Source organism: Streptomyces marincola, from assembly GCF_020410765.1.
Classification (GTDB): Bacteria; Actinomycetota; Actinomycetes; order Streptomycetales; family Streptomycetaceae; genus Streptomyces; species Streptomyces marincola.
This window is the reverse complement of the sequence record NZ_CP084541.1, coordinates 4,731,349-4,746,962: the sequence shown is the minus strand read 5'-3', so window position 1 is coordinate 4,746,962 and position 15,614 is coordinate 4,731,349. Positions and strand designations below refer to the sequence as shown.

The 15,614-nt window shown below is 76.3% G+C and carries 10 protein-coding genes; 6 read left to right on the top strand and 4 right to left on the bottom strand.

Features of this window, described 5'->3' with window-relative positions:
* The first annotated feature begins 92 nt into the window (after positions 1-92).
* Positions 93-350: a glutaredoxin domain-containing protein gene (locus LC193_RS20935; protein WP_226076428.1), complete on the top strand. Its 258-nt coding sequence runs from the start codon at positions 93-95 to the stop codon at positions 348-350.
* Between the two features lie 31 nt (positions 351-381).
* Here LC193_RS20935 and nudC read toward each other — a convergent pair whose 3' ends face one another.
* The 4 genes from nudC to LC193_RS20915 form a co-directional block, all read right to left on the bottom strand.
* Positions 382-1,320 carry an NAD(+) diphosphatase gene (gene nudC / locus LC193_RS20930; RefSeq protein ID WP_226076426.1) on the bottom strand — a complete coding sequence of 313 codons (939 nt, stop codon included), beginning with the start codon at positions 1,318-1,320 and terminating at the stop codon, positions 382-384.
* 10 nt (positions 1,321-1,330) lie between these two features.
* Positions 1,331-4,693: an ATP-dependent helicase gene (locus tag LC193_RS20925; RefSeq protein ID WP_226076424.1), complete on the bottom strand. Its 3,363-nt coding sequence runs from the start codon at positions 4,691-4,693 to the stop codon at positions 1,331-1,333.
* 78 nt (positions 4,694-4,771) lie between these two features.
* Positions 4,772-7,951: an ATP-dependent helicase gene (locus LC193_RS20920; RefSeq protein ID WP_404819550.1), complete on the bottom strand. Its 3,180-nt coding sequence runs from the start codon at positions 7,949-7,951 to the stop codon at positions 4,772-4,774.
* A 203-nt stretch (positions 7,952-8,154) separates the two neighbouring features.
* Positions 8,155-8,514 carry an MGMT family protein gene (locus LC193_RS20915; protein ID WP_318842173.1) on the bottom strand — a complete coding sequence of 120 codons (360 nt, stop codon included), beginning with the start codon at positions 8,512-8,514 and terminating at the stop codon, positions 8,155-8,157.
* A 125-nt stretch (positions 8,515-8,639) separates the two neighbouring features.
* Between LC193_RS20915 and LC193_RS20910 the strand changes: the two genes are divergently transcribed.
* From LC193_RS20910 to LC193_RS20890, 5 genes are all read left to right on the top strand, one after another.
* Positions 8,640-11,306, top strand: coding sequence for a lysylphosphatidylglycerol synthase transmembrane domain-containing protein (locus tag LC193_RS20910; RefSeq protein ID WP_226076422.1), 2,667 nt, complete (start codon positions 8,640-8,642; stop codon positions 11,304-11,306).
* A 578-nt stretch (positions 11,307-11,884) separates the two neighbouring features.
* The gene (locus LC193_RS20905) at positions 11,885-12,289 is read left to right on the top strand and encodes a TOBE domain-containing protein (protein ID WP_226078826.1); all 405 of its coding nucleotides are present in this window, start codon (positions 11,885-11,887) and stop codon (positions 12,287-12,289) included.
* Positions 12,290-12,323: 34 nt separating this feature from the next.
* A complete protein-coding gene (locus LC193_RS20900; RefSeq protein ID WP_404819464.1) occupies positions 12,324-13,172 on the top strand; it encodes an ABC transporter permease in 849 nt (282 codons plus the stop codon).
* 75 nt (positions 13,173-13,247) lie between these two features.
* Positions 13,248-14,906 (top strand): alpha/beta hydrolase, encoded by a 1,659-nt coding sequence (locus LC193_RS20895; protein WP_226076419.1) that lies wholly within the window; start codon positions 13,248-13,250, stop codon positions 14,904-14,906.
* A 24-nt stretch (positions 14,907-14,930) separates the two neighbouring features.
* The gene (locus LC193_RS20890; protein ID WP_226076416.1) at positions 14,931-15,611 is read left to right on the top strand and encodes an O-methyltransferase; all 681 of its coding nucleotides are present in this window, start codon (positions 14,931-14,933) and stop codon (positions 15,609-15,611) included.
* Positions 15,612-15,614 lie beyond the last annotated feature (3 nt).

Here is a 15,614-nt window from a genome sequence, read left to right as displayed (position 1 = left end):
CGGGGGGATTACTCATACCGCGGCGTGTGTTGTGCTTGCGTGACGCCCCGCCGCAGCGGACGGGTCGGCGACGACACGAAGGAGCATGAGAGATGTCGGGCACCGTGACGATGTACAGCACCTCCTGGTGCGGCTACTGCCGCCGGCTCAAGAGCCAGCTGGACCGGGAGGGCATCTCCTTCACCGAGATCAACATCGAGGAGGAGCCCTCCGCGGTCGCCATCGTGGAGAAGGCCAACAACGGCAACCGCACCGTGCCGACCGTCGTGGTCGCCCCGGAGAGCGGCGGCGAGGAGGTCACCATGACCAACCCCTCGCTCGCCGACGTCAAGCGGGCCCTGGCGGCCTGACCGCGGGCCCGGCCGCCCGCCGGGCCGCCACCTACCAGCCCGGCGTGGCCAAGGGCTTGCCGTACCACCGCTCGATCAGCCGGGAGGCGATGGAGACCCCCGAGGGGGGAAGCACCTCGCCGGACTCCATCGCCGCCCGCAGGTCCTCCCGCGAGAACCAGCGGGCCTCCTCGATCTCCTCGCCGTCCACCCGCACGTCGGCCGACGCGGCCCGGGCCACGAAGCCCAGCATCAGGCTGGAGGGGAACGGCCACGGCTGGCTGGCCACGTACGCGACGTCCACCACCTCGACGCCGACCTCCTCGGCCACCTCGCGCACCACGGCCTGCTCTATGGACTCCCCCGGCTCGACGAACCCGGCGAGCGTCGAGAAGCGCCCCTTCGGCCAGTGCACCTGGCGCCCGAGCAGGGCCCGGTCCTCCTCGTCGAGCACGAGCATGATCACCGCGGGGTCCGTCCGCGGGTAGTGCTCGGCCCCGCACGCCGGGCAGCGCCGCACGTGCCCGGCCGCGGCGATCACGGTCCGTTCCCCGCAGCGCGAGCAGAACCGGTGCAGCCGCTGCCAGTTCTCCAGGGCCACGGCGTGCACCAGCAGCTCGTTGTCGCGGTCGGAGAGCAGCCCCGCCGCCTCGCGCAGCCCCGCGGGCCGCGCCGCCGCGTCCATGCGCCCCGGCAGCGCGTCCTTCTGGAGCGCGAAGTACCGCACCCCGTCGGCGTCCGAGCCGAGGTAGTAGCGGTGGGCCTCGGTGAGCGGGGCGTCGAACGACGGCATCAGCACCAGCTCGGTGCGCCCGTCCGCGCGCTCCTCGATCAGCGCCTGCCCTCCGGATACGACGAAGACCCGCGTCGACGGGTGGCTCCAGGCTGCCCCGAGCCACGCCTCGTCGAGGCGGTGACGTGCACCGCGGTCGATGCCGCCGGTGCCGGTGAGGGTGATCGGCTGGACAGCGTTGTCCGGGGTGGCGCTCATACCCGAAAGCCTAACCGGGGTCGTTCGGCTCCCAGGAATCCTCCCCCGTCAGCAGCCGTTCGAGTCCGCGCCGGCCCGGCAGCACCGAGGGCCGCACCAGCTCGCCGCTGCGCACGTAGAGGAACGCGGCCGACACCGCGGACAGCGGAAGCCCGTGCCGCTCCGCCCAGGCCACCCGGTAGATCGCGAGCTGGAGCGGGTCGGCGTCCTGCCGCCGCGACGTCTTCCAGTCGATGATGTCGAAGCCGCCGCTCGGGGTGCGGTAGACCGCGTCGATGCGCCCGCGGATGACCCGTCCGGCCAGTTCCAGCTGGAACGGCGCCTCGACCCGGTACGGCCTGCGCCCGGCGTACGCCGTGCGGGCGAACGCCTCCTTCAGCTCGGCCAGGTCCCGTTCGTCCCTGATCTCCGCCGCGTCCTCCGGGTCGGCGCCCGGCAGCTCGTCCGGGCCGAGCATCGGCAGCGCGAGTTCCTCGAAACGCGCCTCGACCCACGCGTGGAACCGGGTGCCCCTGCGGGCCGCCGGCTGCGGCGGGCGCGGCATCGGCCGGGCCAGCTCGCGGGCGAAGCCCTCAGGGTCGGACGCCAGCCGCTGCACCTGCGACGCGGACAGGGCCGCGGGCAGCGGGACGTCCCGCACCGTGGCCCTGGCCTGCCGCAGCTCCTCGGTGAGCGCGCCCAGGTCCCGGTCCCACGAGGCGACGGTGCGCTGCTCCTCGGGCGTCAGGCCGTCCTCGTCCCCCTGGGGGCCGCCGCCCGGCCCGCCGAGGCCGTCGCCCTCCTCCCGCCCGGCACTCCGCTGCCCCGGCACGCCCTCCCGCAGCCGCGCGAGCACGGCGTCCGCCGCGGCCCGCCGCCGCGCGAACGCCTCCGCGTCCAGGGGCAGCGGCCACGCCTGCTCGGTCCTGTCGCCCGCGAGGGCCGGGTTTCCCTCGCCCTCGGCCGGCGGCGGCGCCCACGCCTCGACCTCGCCGTGCGCGGGGTCGGCCTCGCAGTGGGCGCGCAGCGCGTCGAGGAACGCCGACGGCCCCCGCGCGCGCTTCTGGCTCGGCCCCCACCAGTGCCCGGAGCCGAGCAGCAGGGAGCGCGGGCGCGTGACCGCGACGTAGCCCAGGCGCAGCTCTTCGAGGGCCAGGTGGTCGGTGACCGCCGCCGCGTACTCCTTCAGGCCCGCGGCCGTCCACTCCGGCACGGCCGGGAGCGTTCCGGCGTCGCCGCGCAGCGGGTGCGGCAGCGCCCTCGGGTGGCGCAGCCAGGAGTCGCGCGTCGGCTTGGCCGGGAAGGCGCCCGCGCACAGCCCGGGCAGCGCGACCACGTCCCATTCGAGGCCCTTCGCCTTGTGCGCGGTGAGGATCTTCACGGTGTCGCCGCCCCCGGGGAGCGAGCCGTCGAGGCCGCGGTCGTACTGCTCCGCGGCGCGCAGGAAGGCCAGGAACGCGGGCAGCGTCGCCTCGCCGTCCACGGCCGTCCCGGCCCGGCCCGCGGCGAACCCGGCGGCCAGGTCGAGGAACGCGCCCAGCGTCTCGCGGCGCCTCGCGGCCAGCGCCTGCGGGGACGCGGACAGCTCGACTTCGAGCCCGGTGGCGCCGAGCACCCGGTGCAGGATGTCCATCAGCGGGTCGGCCAGGGAGCGCCGCAGGTCGCGGATCTCGGCCGCCAGGTGCGCGAACCTGACCCGGGCCGCCGCCGAGAACGGCAGCCCGTCGGCGGGCTCGCCCGGGCCGCCGGCCTGGGACGCGCCGGGCCCCGAGGCGTCGACGAACGTGTCGAGCGCGTCGGCCAGCGACGTGGTCTCGGCCGGGTCGGTGCCCTCGACGGCGGCGGCGAGCCGCCCGTCGGGGCCCGCGGGCCCGGGGCGGCGCACCAGCAGGCGGGCGCGGCGGCCGAGCAGCGCGAGGTCGCGCGGCCCGATCCGCCAGCGGGGCCCGGTCAGCAGCCGCACCAGCGCGGCGTTCGCGGTCGGGTCGGCCAGCACGTGCAGGACGGCCACGAGGTCGGCGACCTCGGGCAGGTGCAGCAGTCCCGCGAGGCCGACCACCTCGACCGGGATGTCGCGGGCGACCAGCTCGCGCTGGATCTCGGGGAAGTCGGCCGCGGTGCGGCACAGCACGGCGATCTCGCCCGGCGGGGTGCCGGTGCGCACGCGGTGGGCCACGGAGTCGGCCAGCCAGGCCAGCTCCTCGGCGTGGGTGGGCAGCAGGGCGCAGCGCACCAGCCCGTCGGCCTCGGCCCCGCCGGCCGGGCGCAGCGGGACGACGGCAGGGTGCCGCTGACGCAGCGGCGCGGCCAGCCCGTTGGCGAGGGCGAGGAGCCGTCCGCCGCTGCGCCGGTTCTCGCCGAGCGTGTCGTGCCTGGCCGGGCTGCCGTCGCGGTGCGGGAAGTGCTGGGGGAAGTCGTCGAGGTTGGCGACGGACGCGCCGCGCCAGCCGTAGATGGCCTGGCAGGGGTCGCCGACGGCGGTGACCGCGTGCCCGGTGCCGCCGCCGAACAGGCCGGAGAGCAGGACCCGCTGGGCGACCGAGGTGTCCTGGTACTCGTCGAGGAGCACGACGGCGAACTGCTCGCGCAGCGCGCGCCCGACCTCGGGCACGTCCCGGGCCAGGGTGGCGGCGAGCGCGATCTGGTCCCCGAAGTCGAGGAGGTCGCGGGCGCGCTTGCGGGCGCGGTACTCCTCGACGAGGCCGAGCAGCCGGCCGCGCCCCTCGGCGGCGTCGGGCACCTGCCGCAGGTCGGCGTTGGTCAGCCGGACGCCGGAGAGTTCGCCGAGCAGCCCGGCGTCGAACGCGCGCAGCGCCGCGGGCGTCACCAGGTGCTCCGACAGTTCGCCGTCGAGGGCGACGAGGTCGGTGACGAGGGTGGTGAACGACACGGAGGACGCGCCGGGCGGCTCGAAGTCGGCGGGCGCCGCGCGCAGCACCTCGGCGGCGAGCTGGAAGCGCCCGGCGTCGGCGAGCAGCCGGGAGGCGGGCTCGATGCCCAGGCGCAGCCCGTGCTCGGTCAGCAGGCGTCCGGCGAACGCGTGGTAGGTGGAGATCTGCGGCTCGCCCGGCTCGCTCCCCTCCGTGCCGTCCCCGGCGGGGACGGCGTCGGGCCCGGCGATCCCGGCCTTGGCCAGGGCCTTGCGGACCCGGTCGGCCAGCTCGCCCGCCGCCTTGTTGGTGAAGGTGAGGCCAAGGACGCGGCCCGGCTCGACCTGCCCCGTGCCGGTGAGCCACACGACGCGAGCGGCCATGACGGTCGTCTTGCCCGAGCCCGCGCCCGCCACGATCGCCTGGGGCGCGGGCGGGGCGGTGATGCAGGCCAGTTGCTCGGCGGTGAACGGGATGCCCAGCAGTTCCCTGAGCTGATCGGGGCGGCTGAGTCGGACGGGCACCCGACCGAGCGTAGCGTCCACCGCCGACAGCGGCCCGGTCCCGGTCCGCGCGCCGGGGCCGCGGACCGGTGGCGTGCCTCACTCGACGACGTGCCGCCCCTCCGGGCGCGCGCTGCACGCGCCCCTGAAGGCGCAGGCGCCGCACTGGCGGCCGGTCTTCGGGGTGAACCGCTCGTCGAGGACGCGGCCCGCCGCCGTCGCGAGCAGGTCGCCGACCCAGTCGCCGCCCTCCCCCGAGCCCAGCGGCTCCTGGGTCTGCACGGCGGGCAGCGCGTCGCCGCCGTCGCGGGCCGCCGCGCCCTGCCGCAGGTGGACCAGCTCCGCGCCCGCCACGTCCGCGGCCGCCTCGCCCTCGCGCAGCGCGAGCTGGTAGACGGCGAGTTGCGGGTGCCGTTCGACCTCGGCCCGGGTGGGCCTGGTCCGCCCGGTCTTGAAGTCGACCACGTAGGCCCGGCCGCCCTGGTCCTGCTCGACGCGGTCGAGCACGCCCCGGATGCGGACCCGGTGCTCGCCCGCGGCCAGGGTCACGTCGAACTCCTGCTCGGTCGCCACGGGTTCGCGGCCGGCCTCCCGTTGCAGCACGTGCCAGCGCAGGAAGCGTTCCAGCGCGGCCCGCGCCTCGGCCTGCTCCCTGCGGGACTGCCAGGGCGCCTCGAACGCCAGGGAGTCCCAGACGGTGTCGAGCCGTTCCATGAGCACGGACAGGTCGGCCGGCGTGCTGCCGGACGCGACCTCGTCGGCGAGGACGTGCAGCACGTTGCCGAACCCCTGGGCGCTGGTGGCCGGCGCGTCGGCGTGCACCTCACGGCCCAGGAACCACTGGAGCGAGCAGGTGTTGACGAGCTGGTCGAGCGCGCTGCCCGAGAGCGCGACCGGCGCGGCGGGGTCGCGCAGCGGCGCGGCGGAACGGGTCGGCTCGCGCAGGCCCCACCAGCGCTCCGGGTGGGCGGCCGGGGCCAGCGCGTGCCCCTCGTCGTCGCGGAGCGCGGCGAGCGCGGCGAGCCGGTCGGCGGCGGCGCGGCGCAATCCCGGCGAGGCCGCCGGGTCGACGGTCGTGGCGCGCAGCTCCGCGACGAGCGCGGCCAGGGACAGCGGGCGGCGCGGCCGTGCGCCCACCTCCTGCGGTTCGACGCCGAGTTCGCGCAGGAAACGCGAGGGCTGGTCGCCGTCGTCCGCGCCGCCGACCGCGGTGACCACCAGGCGGTCGCGGGCGCGCGTGGCCGCCACGTAGAACAGGCGCCGCTCCTCGGCGAGCAGCGCGCCCGCGCCGAGCGGCTCGGCGAGCCCCTCCTGCCCGATGCGGTCGGCTTCGAGCAGCGAGCCGCGGCGCCGCAGGTCGGGCCACAGCCCCTCCTGCACGCCGGCCACGACCACGAGCGACCATTCGAGTCCCTTGGCGCGGTGCGCCGTCATCAGCCGGACCGCGTCCCTGCGCACCGGGCGCTGCGCGAGCGTGTCCGCCGCGATGTCGTGCGCCTCCAGCTCGGACAGGAAGTTGAGCGCCCCCCGGCCGCCCGTGCGCTCCTCGGCGCGCGCCGCCGCGTCGAACAGGGCGCAGACGGCGTCGAGGTCGCGGTCCGCGTTCCGCCCGGCCGCGCCGCCGCGCCGGGCGGCGCGTTCCAGGCGCTCGGGCCAGGGCGTGCCGTCCCACAGCTGCCACAGCGCCTCCTCGGCGCTGCCGCCGCCCGCGAGCGACTCGCGCGCCTTGCGCAGCAGCGTGCCGAGCCGCTGCGCGCCGCGCGCGTAGGACGGGTCGTGGGTGAGGAGCCGTTCCGGCTCGGCCAGCGCGCGGGCCACCAGCGCGTCGGACGGGGCGGGCACGGCGACCCCCGCGTCGCGCTCCTCGTTGCGCAGCGCCCGGCCGAGCCGGCGCAGGTCGGCCGCGTCGAGGCCGCCGAGGGGCGAGGTGAGCAGCCGGGCCGCGGTCTCCGCGTCGAGCGCGGCGGCCGGCTCCGCCACCACGCGCAACGCGGTGAGCAGCGGCGCGACCGCCGGCTCCTGGCGCAGCGGCAGGTCGTCGCCGTCGACCTCAAGCGGCACGCCCGCCACGGTGAGCGCCCGGCGCACGCCGGGCAGCGACCGCGCGCCGGCGCGCACCAGCACGGCCATCTCGCCCCAGGGCAGGCCGTCCTCCAGATGGGCGCGGCGCAGGAGATCCGCGACGTTGTCCAGCTCGGCGCCCGGCGTCGGGTGCACGTACACCTCGACCCGGCCGCCCTCCCGGGTGGCCGTCAGCGCCCGGTGGCGGCGCACCGCGTCGGCCGGCAGCCGCGCCAGCGGCATGCGCTGGGCGACCAGCCGCGTCGCGGCGAGCAGCGCCGCGCCGCTGCGCCGAGCGGCCCCGAGCACCGCGACGGGCGCGGGCGCGCCGGCCGCGGTGCGGAACGCGTCGGGGAAGCCGAGGATGCCGCCCACGTCGGCGCCGCGGAACGCGTAGATGGACTGGTCGGGGTCGCCGAACACGACCAGGTCGCGCCCGTCCCCCGCCAGCGCGCGCAGCAGCGCCACCTGCGCCGGGTCGGTGTCCTGGTACTCGTCGACGAACACCGCGTCGTAACGCGCCCGCACCGCCGCCGCGGGCCCCGGTTCGCGGGCCGTCGCCGCCGCGCTGCGCACCAGTTCGGCGTAGTCGAGCACGCCCTGCGCCTGCGTGACGTCCAGGTACTCGGCGAGGAAGTGCGCGGCGGCCTCCCAGTCGGGGCGCCCGGTCCTGCGGGCGAAGCCGGCCAAGGTACCGGGGTCGAGGCCGAGTTCGCGGCTGCGGGCGAGCACGGCCCGCAGCTCGTCGGCGAAGCCGCGCGTCGTCAGGCAGGCGCGCAGCTCCTCGGGCCAGCGCAGACCGCGCCCCGCGCGCTCCAGGTCCCGGTGGCCGGCCAGCAGCTCCCGCAGGTACAGGTCCTGTTCGGGTCCCGAGAGCAGGCGCAGGGGCTCGGCGAACAACGCGCGGTCCTGGTGTGCCCGGACGAACGCGTACGCGAAGGAATGGAAGGTGGTCGCCTGCGGGGAGGCTGTGCCGAGACGCGCGGTGAGGCGGTCCCGCAGTTCGGCCGCCGCCCTGCGGCTGAAGGTGAGGACGAGCACCCGCTCGGGGTCGGTGCCGCCGGCCACCCGGCGGGCGACCGCCTCCACCAGCGTGGTCGTCTTGCCGGTACCGGGCCCGGCCAGCACGAGCAGCGGTCCGCCCGGGTGGTCAACCACCGCACGCTGGCTCGCGTCCACAGCAACGGCGCGCGCGTCGGCGACCGGGGTGCGCACCAGTCGGTACGCTCCCGGGACGGGCGGCCGGTCAGTGGACGGGACGGAGAGGCTCACGTGGATCGCGCAATCTGGGGGACGTCGGAAGAGACGGTACGCCAGTCGGCTGCCCGGGCGCAGCGCTGTCCCGCCTCCCGCGCCCGGGCCGCGGGCGCGCCGCCGGCCGCGCGGCCGGGCGCCGGAAGCCGGCGCCCGTGAGCGGCCGGTCAGGGCGTGCCGTCGGCGAAGGGCCCGTCCCACCTCGCCCGCCGCAGGTCCACGCGCGGCGCGTCGCCGGGGCGCGCGGCGTCCCGCAGCGGGGTGCCCTCGGCGCGGTAGTGCGGCAGGGCCCGGTGCTCGTGCCCCGGCAGGAGCCGGCCGTCGGCGCGCACCACGCGCCACCACGGCACGGCGCCCCCGTAGTGCGCCATCACGCGCCCCACCTGGCGCGGGCCGCCCTCGCCGAGCCTGGCCGCGATGTCCCCGTACGTCATGACGCGGCCGGGCGGGATGCGTTCCGCCGCGGCCAGGACCCGGTCGGCGTACTCGGACACGCGGTGGGCGGGGGTGGAGGGGGAGCCTGCCATGCCGCCCATCGTGCCGTATCTCACGGACAGCGCCCTTCCACGCGCCACTCGTGCCACTATCGTCCCAGCACGGGGGTGGGCTGGTCAGCGGGTCCAGCACGAGGCGATTCCCGGGGAAGCGACCAGTGATACGGGGCGAAGAAGAACGGGCGCGACGGCCGGGCGAGCGGCATGGGAAGCCGCCGCCCGACGCGCTGCTGCGCGCCGACCCCACCCGCGCCGGGCACCTGGAGGTCGACGAGCCGATCCTCGCGGCGCGCGTGCACCGGCCCGGCGACCTGCTGCGCGTCCTCCTCGGGCTGCTCGGGATCGGCCTCGTGCTGGCGCTGGCCACGTTCGCCATCGGCACCACGGAGGGCATCGAGCGGGACGTCGACAAGGGCGCCGAGCAGGCGCCCTCGGTGCTGATCAACTTCGCCGGGTTCGCATCGAGCGTCGCCGTCCTCATCGTGCCCGTGGCGTTCGCGATCGAACGCCTCGTCAAGCGCGACGGGCTGCGGATCGCCGACGGCGTGCTCGCCGCCGTGCTCGCGCACGGCGTCACGCTCACGTTCAGCCTGTGGGTGGTCCGGGTCGCGCCCAAGCCCATCCAGGACGCGCTCACCAGGGAGGGCCACGGAGACGCCTTGACCGAGCCGGTGCACGACTACCTCGCGCCGGTCATCGCCTTCGCCACGGCCGTGGGGATGACGCACCGGCCCAGGTGGCGGCTGGCGATGTGGTCGGTGCTGCTCCTGGACGCGACCGCCGTGCTGGTGACGGGCCTGACGACGCCGTTCTCCATCATCACGACCGTCCTCATCGGCTGGACCATCGCCTACGCGACGCTGTACGCGGTCGGTTCGCCCAACGTGCGGCCGACCGGGCAGCAGCTGCTCGCCGGGCTCAGGCACGTCGGCTTCCGCCCGATCAGCGCGCTGCGCGCCGAGGCCCCGGGCGACCGGGAGGGCCACGAGCGCGGCGAACGCGCCGAGGCGACGCGCCGCTACCTGGTGACCCTGGAGACCGGGCCGCCGCTGGACGTCACGGTGGTGGACCGGGCCCAGCAGGCCCAGGGGTTCTTCTACCGCACCTGGCGGCGGCTGGCCCTGCGCGGCATCACCCAGCGCCGCAGCCTGCCCTCGCTGCGCCAGGCGCTCGAACAGGAGGCGCTGCTCGCGTACGCGGCCATCGCGGCCGGCGCGAACGCGCCCAAGCTCATCGCCACCTCGGAACTCGGCCCCGACGCCGTGATGCTCGTGTACGAGCACATCGGCGGACGCGACCTGGACTCGCTGCCCGACGACGAGATCTCCGACGAGCTGATGCGGCGGGCCTGGGGGCAGGTGACGGCGCTCCAGTCCCGCCGGATCGCGCACCGCAGGCTGGACGGCAGGTCGCTCCTGGTGGACCGGGAGGGCATGGTCTACCTGACGCACCTGCGGGGCGGCGAGATCGCCGCGGGCGACCTGCTGCTGCGCATGGACGTGGCCCAGCTGCTGGTGACGTTCGGGCTGCGGGTGGGCGCCGAACGCGCCGTGGCCGCCGCCGTGGCCGCGATCGGCCCGGACGCGGTGGCCGACAGCCTGCCGCTGCTCCAGCCGATCGCCCTCAGCCGCACCACGCGCGCCGCCCTGCGGCACCTGGCCAGGGAACGCTCGCAGCGGGAGCGGCAGGCGGTGCTCGACGCCGCGCGCGCCTACCGGGAGGCGGCCGGCAGCCTGCCGGATGACGCCGACCGCAAGGCCGTCAAGGCGGCCAAGCACGCCGAGAAGCAGGTGATGGACAAGGCGCTCGAAGACGCGCGCGAGCCCGACCTGCTGTCCCTGATCAGGCAGCAGGTGCTGCTGGTCAGGCCGCAGGCGCCGATAGAGCCGGCCAGGATCGAACGCATCAGGCCGCGCACGCTGATCACCATCATCGCGACGGTGCTCGCCGGCTACTTCATGCTGACCCAGCTGATCCAGCCGGAGTTCCAGCGGGTGTGGGAGAACGCGAACTGGGGCTGGGTGATCGTCGCGGCCGCCTTCTCCACGCTGACGTACTTCGCCGCGGCGCTGAGCCTGCTCGGCTTCGTGCCCGAGAAGGTCTCCTACCTGCGGACCGTGATGGCGCAGGTGGCGGGCTCGTTCGTGAAGCTGGTCGCGCCGGCCGCGATCGGCGGCGCGGCGCTGAACGCCAGGTTCCTGCAACGGCAGGGGCTGCGGCCCGGGCACGCGGTGGCGAGCGTCGGTGCCTCGCAGCTGTTCGGCCTGGGCAGCCACATCGTGCTGCTCCTGCTGTTCGGCTACCTGACCGGCAGCGAGTACGCGCCGCAGCTGCCGGCCTCCCGCACCGTCATCGCCGGCCTGCTGACCGTCGCGGTCGCGATCCTGGTGGTCACGGCCGTGCCGCGGCTGCGCAAGACCATCTCGGAACGGGCCCGCAGCCTGTTCGCCGGGGTCCTGCCCCGGATGCTGGACGTGGTGCAGCGGCCCAAGCAACTGCTGAGCGGCATCGGCGGGATGATGCTGATGTCGCTGGCGTTCGTGCTGTGCCTCGACGCGTCGCTGCGGGCCTTCGGCGAGGAGCTGAGCCTGCCGGTGGTCGCGGTGGTGTACCTGGCGGGCAACGCGATCGGCTCGGCGGTCCCCACCCCTGGCGGCATCGGCGGGATCGAGGTGACGCTGACGACCGTGCTGGTGAGCGCGTTCGGCGTGCCGTCGGACGCGGCGTTCGGCGCGGTGCTGCTGTTCCGGCTGATGACGTTCTGGCTGCCGGTGCTGCCCGGCTGGTTCGCGTTCACCCAGCTCACGCGCAAGGAAGCGCTCTAGCGCGCGGCGGCCGGGGCGGGCGGCGCGGGGGCGTTGCCAGTGCCGGCGCCTGGGGTGCGGGCATGAGTGCTCCCGCGTTCCAGGGCGGCGTCGACGTCGCGACGAGGACTCCCCCGGCCGACTACGACGCGACCGTGGCGTGCCACCGCGACACGCTCGGCCTCCCGGTCGTCGAGCACGCCGCCACGGGTGCGCGTTCCGTGACGCGGACGCACGCGGTGGAGTTCGGGCCGATCACGTTGTGGCCCGACCGCGTGGACGGGTACGCGCGGTCCGGCGTGCGGCTCGAACCGCGGACCGGCGAGTCGGCCGGGATCGCGGCCCACCTGGCGCGGGCGGGGGTCGAGCCCCGCGACGAGGTGGAGCCGTTCGACGATCCCTCGGCAGCCGCCCACTGGATCAGGAACCCGGCGGGCGTCGTCCACCTGCTCGCCGCCCGGTGGGTTCCCGGGCCCGCGCACGCTCGGCGCCGGTCGCGGAGGCGGGCCGCGAAGAGGCGCGGCGGGACCGCGCGTTCGCGAGCGAAAGAGGGGGCAGCACCTTGCGGTTGCGACGCGGACAGCCGTAATGTCCCGCACATGCGGGAATACAGCATCGGCCGCGCGGCCCGGCTGCTCGGCGTCAGCGCCGACACCGTGCGGCGCTGGGCCGACGCCGGGCGGCTGCCGACCCGGCGGGACGAGGCGGGCAAGCGGCGGATCGCGGGCGACGACCTGGCCGCGTTCGCGGTGTCACTCGCCGCGGAGGCGCCGCAGGGGCCCGGCGAGCCGGACGAGCCGCGCACCAGCGCGCGCAACGCCTTCCCCGGCATCGTCACCGCCGTGCGGCTCGGCGATGTCGCGGCGCAGGTCGAGATCCAGGCCGGTCCGCACCGGCTGGTGTCCCTGGTCACCCGCGAGGCCGTGGAGGAGCTCGGGCTGGCCGTCGGCATGGAGGCCGTGGCCCGGGTCAAGGCGACCAGCGTCCACGTCGACCGGACATGACGGGCGCCGTGCCACACGACCGGCCGCGCGGCACATGACGGCGCGGACGACGCAGCGCGCCCCGGCGCGCCCCCGCGCCGGCGGCCGGCAGCGGCAGCGCCCGCCGCTGGTCCTGCTGGTCCCGGCCCTGGCGGGCGCCGCGTTCCTCGCCGTGCCGCTGGCCGGCCTCGTCGCGGACGCGCCGTGGCGCGACCTGGCCGCGCGGCTGACCTCGCCCGCGGTCACCGAGTCCCTGCTGCTCTCGCTGACCGTCTCGGGCTGGGCCCTGCTGGTCTCCCTGCTCCTCGGCGTGCCGCTGGCCTGGCTGCTTGCCCGCGCCACGTTCCGGGGCCGGACGCTGGTGCGCTGCCTGGTGATCCTGCCGATGGTGCTGCCGCCGACCGTCGCGGGCGTCGCGCTGTTCCAGGGGCTCGGGCGCCAGGGCCTGCTCGGCGGGCCGCTCGAATCCCTGGGCGTCACCCTGCCGTTCACCACCGCGGGCGCGGTCGTGGCGGCGGTGTTCGTGTCCATGCCGTTCCTCGTCGTCAGCCTCGAAGGCGCCCTGACCGGCCTCGATCCGCACTTCGAGGAGGCCGCCGCCACCATGGGCGCGGGGCCGCTCGCCACCCTGCGGCTGGTGACGCTGCCCATGGTGATGCCGGCGCTCGCCGCGGGGGCCGCGCTGACCTGGGCCAGGGCGCTGGGCGAGTTCGGCGCGACGATCACGTTCGCGGGCAACCTGCCGGGCGCCACCCAGACCCTGCCGCTGAAGGTCTACCTGCTGCTCCAGGAGGACCCGGCGGGCGCCACCGCCGTTTCGCTGCTGCTCCTGGCCATCGCCGCCGCGGTGCTGATCGCGCTGCGCGGCCGGTGGCTGCGCCCCGGGCACGCGTCACCCGGATGACCGCGCCGGGGTGCGCCCCCGCCTCAGGAACGCCGAGGATGGGCCTGCCGGAGCGAGCGAGGGGAGCCCGCGCACATGACCCGAACCAGGCGCCGGCCGCGACGCGCCGCCACGGCCGGGGCCCGTGCCGCGACCGCCAGGGCGCTGGCCGTCGCGCTGGCCACCGCCCTCGCGGTTCCCGCCTGCACCGCGTCGCCCGGCGCCGGGACCCGGGTGCCCCGGGTGGTGCCGGCCGCGGGCGGCGACGCGCGGGACACCGGTGACCTGCCTCGTTCGCTCACCGGCCAGTCCCTCGACTGGGCGCCCTGCCCCGAGCCCGAACCCGCGCAGGGCGACGACCAGATGACACCGAGCCCTCTGCCGGGCGGCGCCGCGTGGGAGTGCGCCACGATGACCGCGCCGCTCGACTACGCCGACCCCGAGGGCGACACCATCGGCATCGCCCTGATCCGGGCCCGCGCGCAGGGGGGACGCGAGGACCGCATCGGCTCGCTCGTCTTCAACTTCGGCGGCCCGGGCGGCTCCGGCGTCGTCACGCTCCCCGCGTTCGGGCAGGACTACGCGCGGCTGCACGAGCGGTTCGACCTGGTCAGCTTCGACCCGCGCGGCGTCGGCGGCAGTGAGGGCGTGTCCTGCCTCGACGCCGAAGGGCTCGACGCCTACTTCGCCGCCGACCAGGTGCCCAGCGGCGAGGAGCAGGTGCGGCGGCTGACGGACCGGCTCAAGGAGTTCGCCGACGGCTGCCGCGCGTCCGCGGGCCACCTGCTTCCGCACCTCACCACCACCGCGACGGCGCGGGACATGGACCTGATGCGGCACGTGCTCGGGGACGAGGAGCTGTACTACTTCGGCGTCTCCTACGGCACCGAACTCGGCGGGGTCTACGCGCACCTGTTCCCGCGCCGGGTGGGGCGGGCCGTGTTCGACGCGGTCGTCGACCCCACCGGCACCACCGAGGACGGCGCCACCGGGCAGGCCGAGGGCTTCCAGCTCGCCCTGGGGAACTACCTGGAACGCTGCGCCGAGGGCGAGGACTGCCCGCTGGGCGGCGACGAGGACGAGGCGGAGGACCGGCTGGCCGCGTTCCTCGACCGGCTGCGCGAACGCCCGCTGCGCACCCAGGACCCCGACGGGCGCCGGCTGACGCAGTCCCTGGCCTGGGGCGGCATCGCGCAGGCCCTGTACTCCGAGGACTTCTGGCCCTACCTGACGCAGGGGCTTGAGGACGCGCTCGACCGCGAACACCCGGACGGCACCGTGCTGCTCGCGCTCGGGGACTCGATGAACGGCCGCAACCCCGACGGCACCTACACCACGCTCCAGTCCTCCCTCACCGCCATCAGCTGCGCCGACTCCAGCGAGCGCTACCGGGTGCGGGAGGCGCGCGAGGCCCTGGACGACTTCGAGGACGCCTCGGAGATCTTCGGCCCGCCGATGGCCTGGGGCCTGCTGAACTGCACGCACTGGCCGGTGCGCGGCCAGCGCGAGCACCCCGACGTGCACGCCGAGGGCGCGGGGCCCGTGCTGCTCATCGGCACCACGGGCGACCCGGCGACGCCCTACCAGGGGACGCGCAACATGAAGGAGGCCCTGGGCGAAGGGGTCGGCGTCGAGCTGACCTACGAGGGCGAGGGGCACGGCGCCTACAACAGCGGCAACGCGTGCGTGCGCTCCGCCGTCGACCGCTACCTGCTGCGCGGCGACGTGCCCGAGGACGGCACCACGTGCGACTGAGGCGGTGCCGGGTAGGTTCGCGGCATGTCAGACAGCGACCTGTGGTCCGGGACCGACGACTACTTCGCGGGGCTGCTCCTCGCCCCCGACCCCGCCCTCGACGCGGCACTCGCGGCCTCGGAGGCCGCGGGGCTGCCCCCGATCAACGTCTCGCCGAGCCAGGGCAAACTGCTGCACCTGCTCGCCCGCGTGCACGGAGCCCGTTCCGTCCTTGAGATCGGCACGCTCGGCGGCTACAGCACCATCTGGCTCGCCCGCGCCCTGCCGCCCGGCGGCCGGCTGATCACGCTGGAGGCCGAGCCGCGGCACGCCGAGGTCGCGCGCGCGAACATCGACCGCGCCGGGCTCGGCGACGTCGTCGACATCCGCGTCGGTCCCGCCCTCGGCACGCTGCCCGCGCTCGGCCCCGAGGGCCCGTTCGACCTGGTCTTCGTCGACGCCGACAAGCCGAGCAACCCGGACTACCTGGCCTGGGCGGTGGAACTGGCGCGCCCCGGCAGCGTGATCGTGTTCGACAACGTGGTGCGCGGCGGGGCCGTCCTCGACGCGGACAGCGCCGACCCGGGCGTCCGGGGCACCCGCAGGGTCCTCGAACTGATCGCGGCCGACCCGCGGTTGTCCGCGACCGCCGTCCAGACGGTGGGCGGCAAGGGCTGGGACGGGTTCGCGCTCGTTCTCGTGGGCGGCCGGGAGGACGCCGGGTGACCG

Excerpts from the sequence above, each read along its gene's own strand:
- LC193_RS20935 (WP_226076428.1), top strand. The coding sequence starts at position 93 with ATGTCGGGCACCGTGACGATGTACAGCACCTCCTGGTGCGGCTACTGC.
- nudC (WP_226076426.1), bottom strand. The coding sequence starts at position 1,320 with ATGAGCGCCACCCCGGACAACGCTGTCCAGCCGATCACCCTCACCGGC.
- LC193_RS20915 (WP_318842173.1), bottom strand. The coding sequence starts at position 8,514 with ATGGCAGGCTCCCCCTCCACCCCCGCCCACCGCGTGTCCGAGTACGCC.
- LC193_RS20905 (WP_226078826.1), top strand. The coding sequence starts at position 11,885 with ATGCGGGAATACAGCATCGGCCGCGCGGCCCGGCTGCTCGGCGTCAGC.
- LC193_RS20900 (WP_404819464.1), top strand. The coding sequence starts at position 12,324 with ATGACGGCGCGGACGACGCAGCGCGCCCCGGCGCGCCCCCGCGCCGGC.
- LC193_RS20895 (WP_226076419.1), top strand. The coding sequence starts at position 13,248 with ATGACCCGAACCAGGCGCCGGCCGCGACGCGCCGCCACGGCCGGGGCC.
- LC193_RS20890 (WP_226076416.1), top strand. The coding sequence starts at position 14,931 with ATGTCAGACAGCGACCTGTGGTCCGGGACCGACGACTACTTCGCGGGG.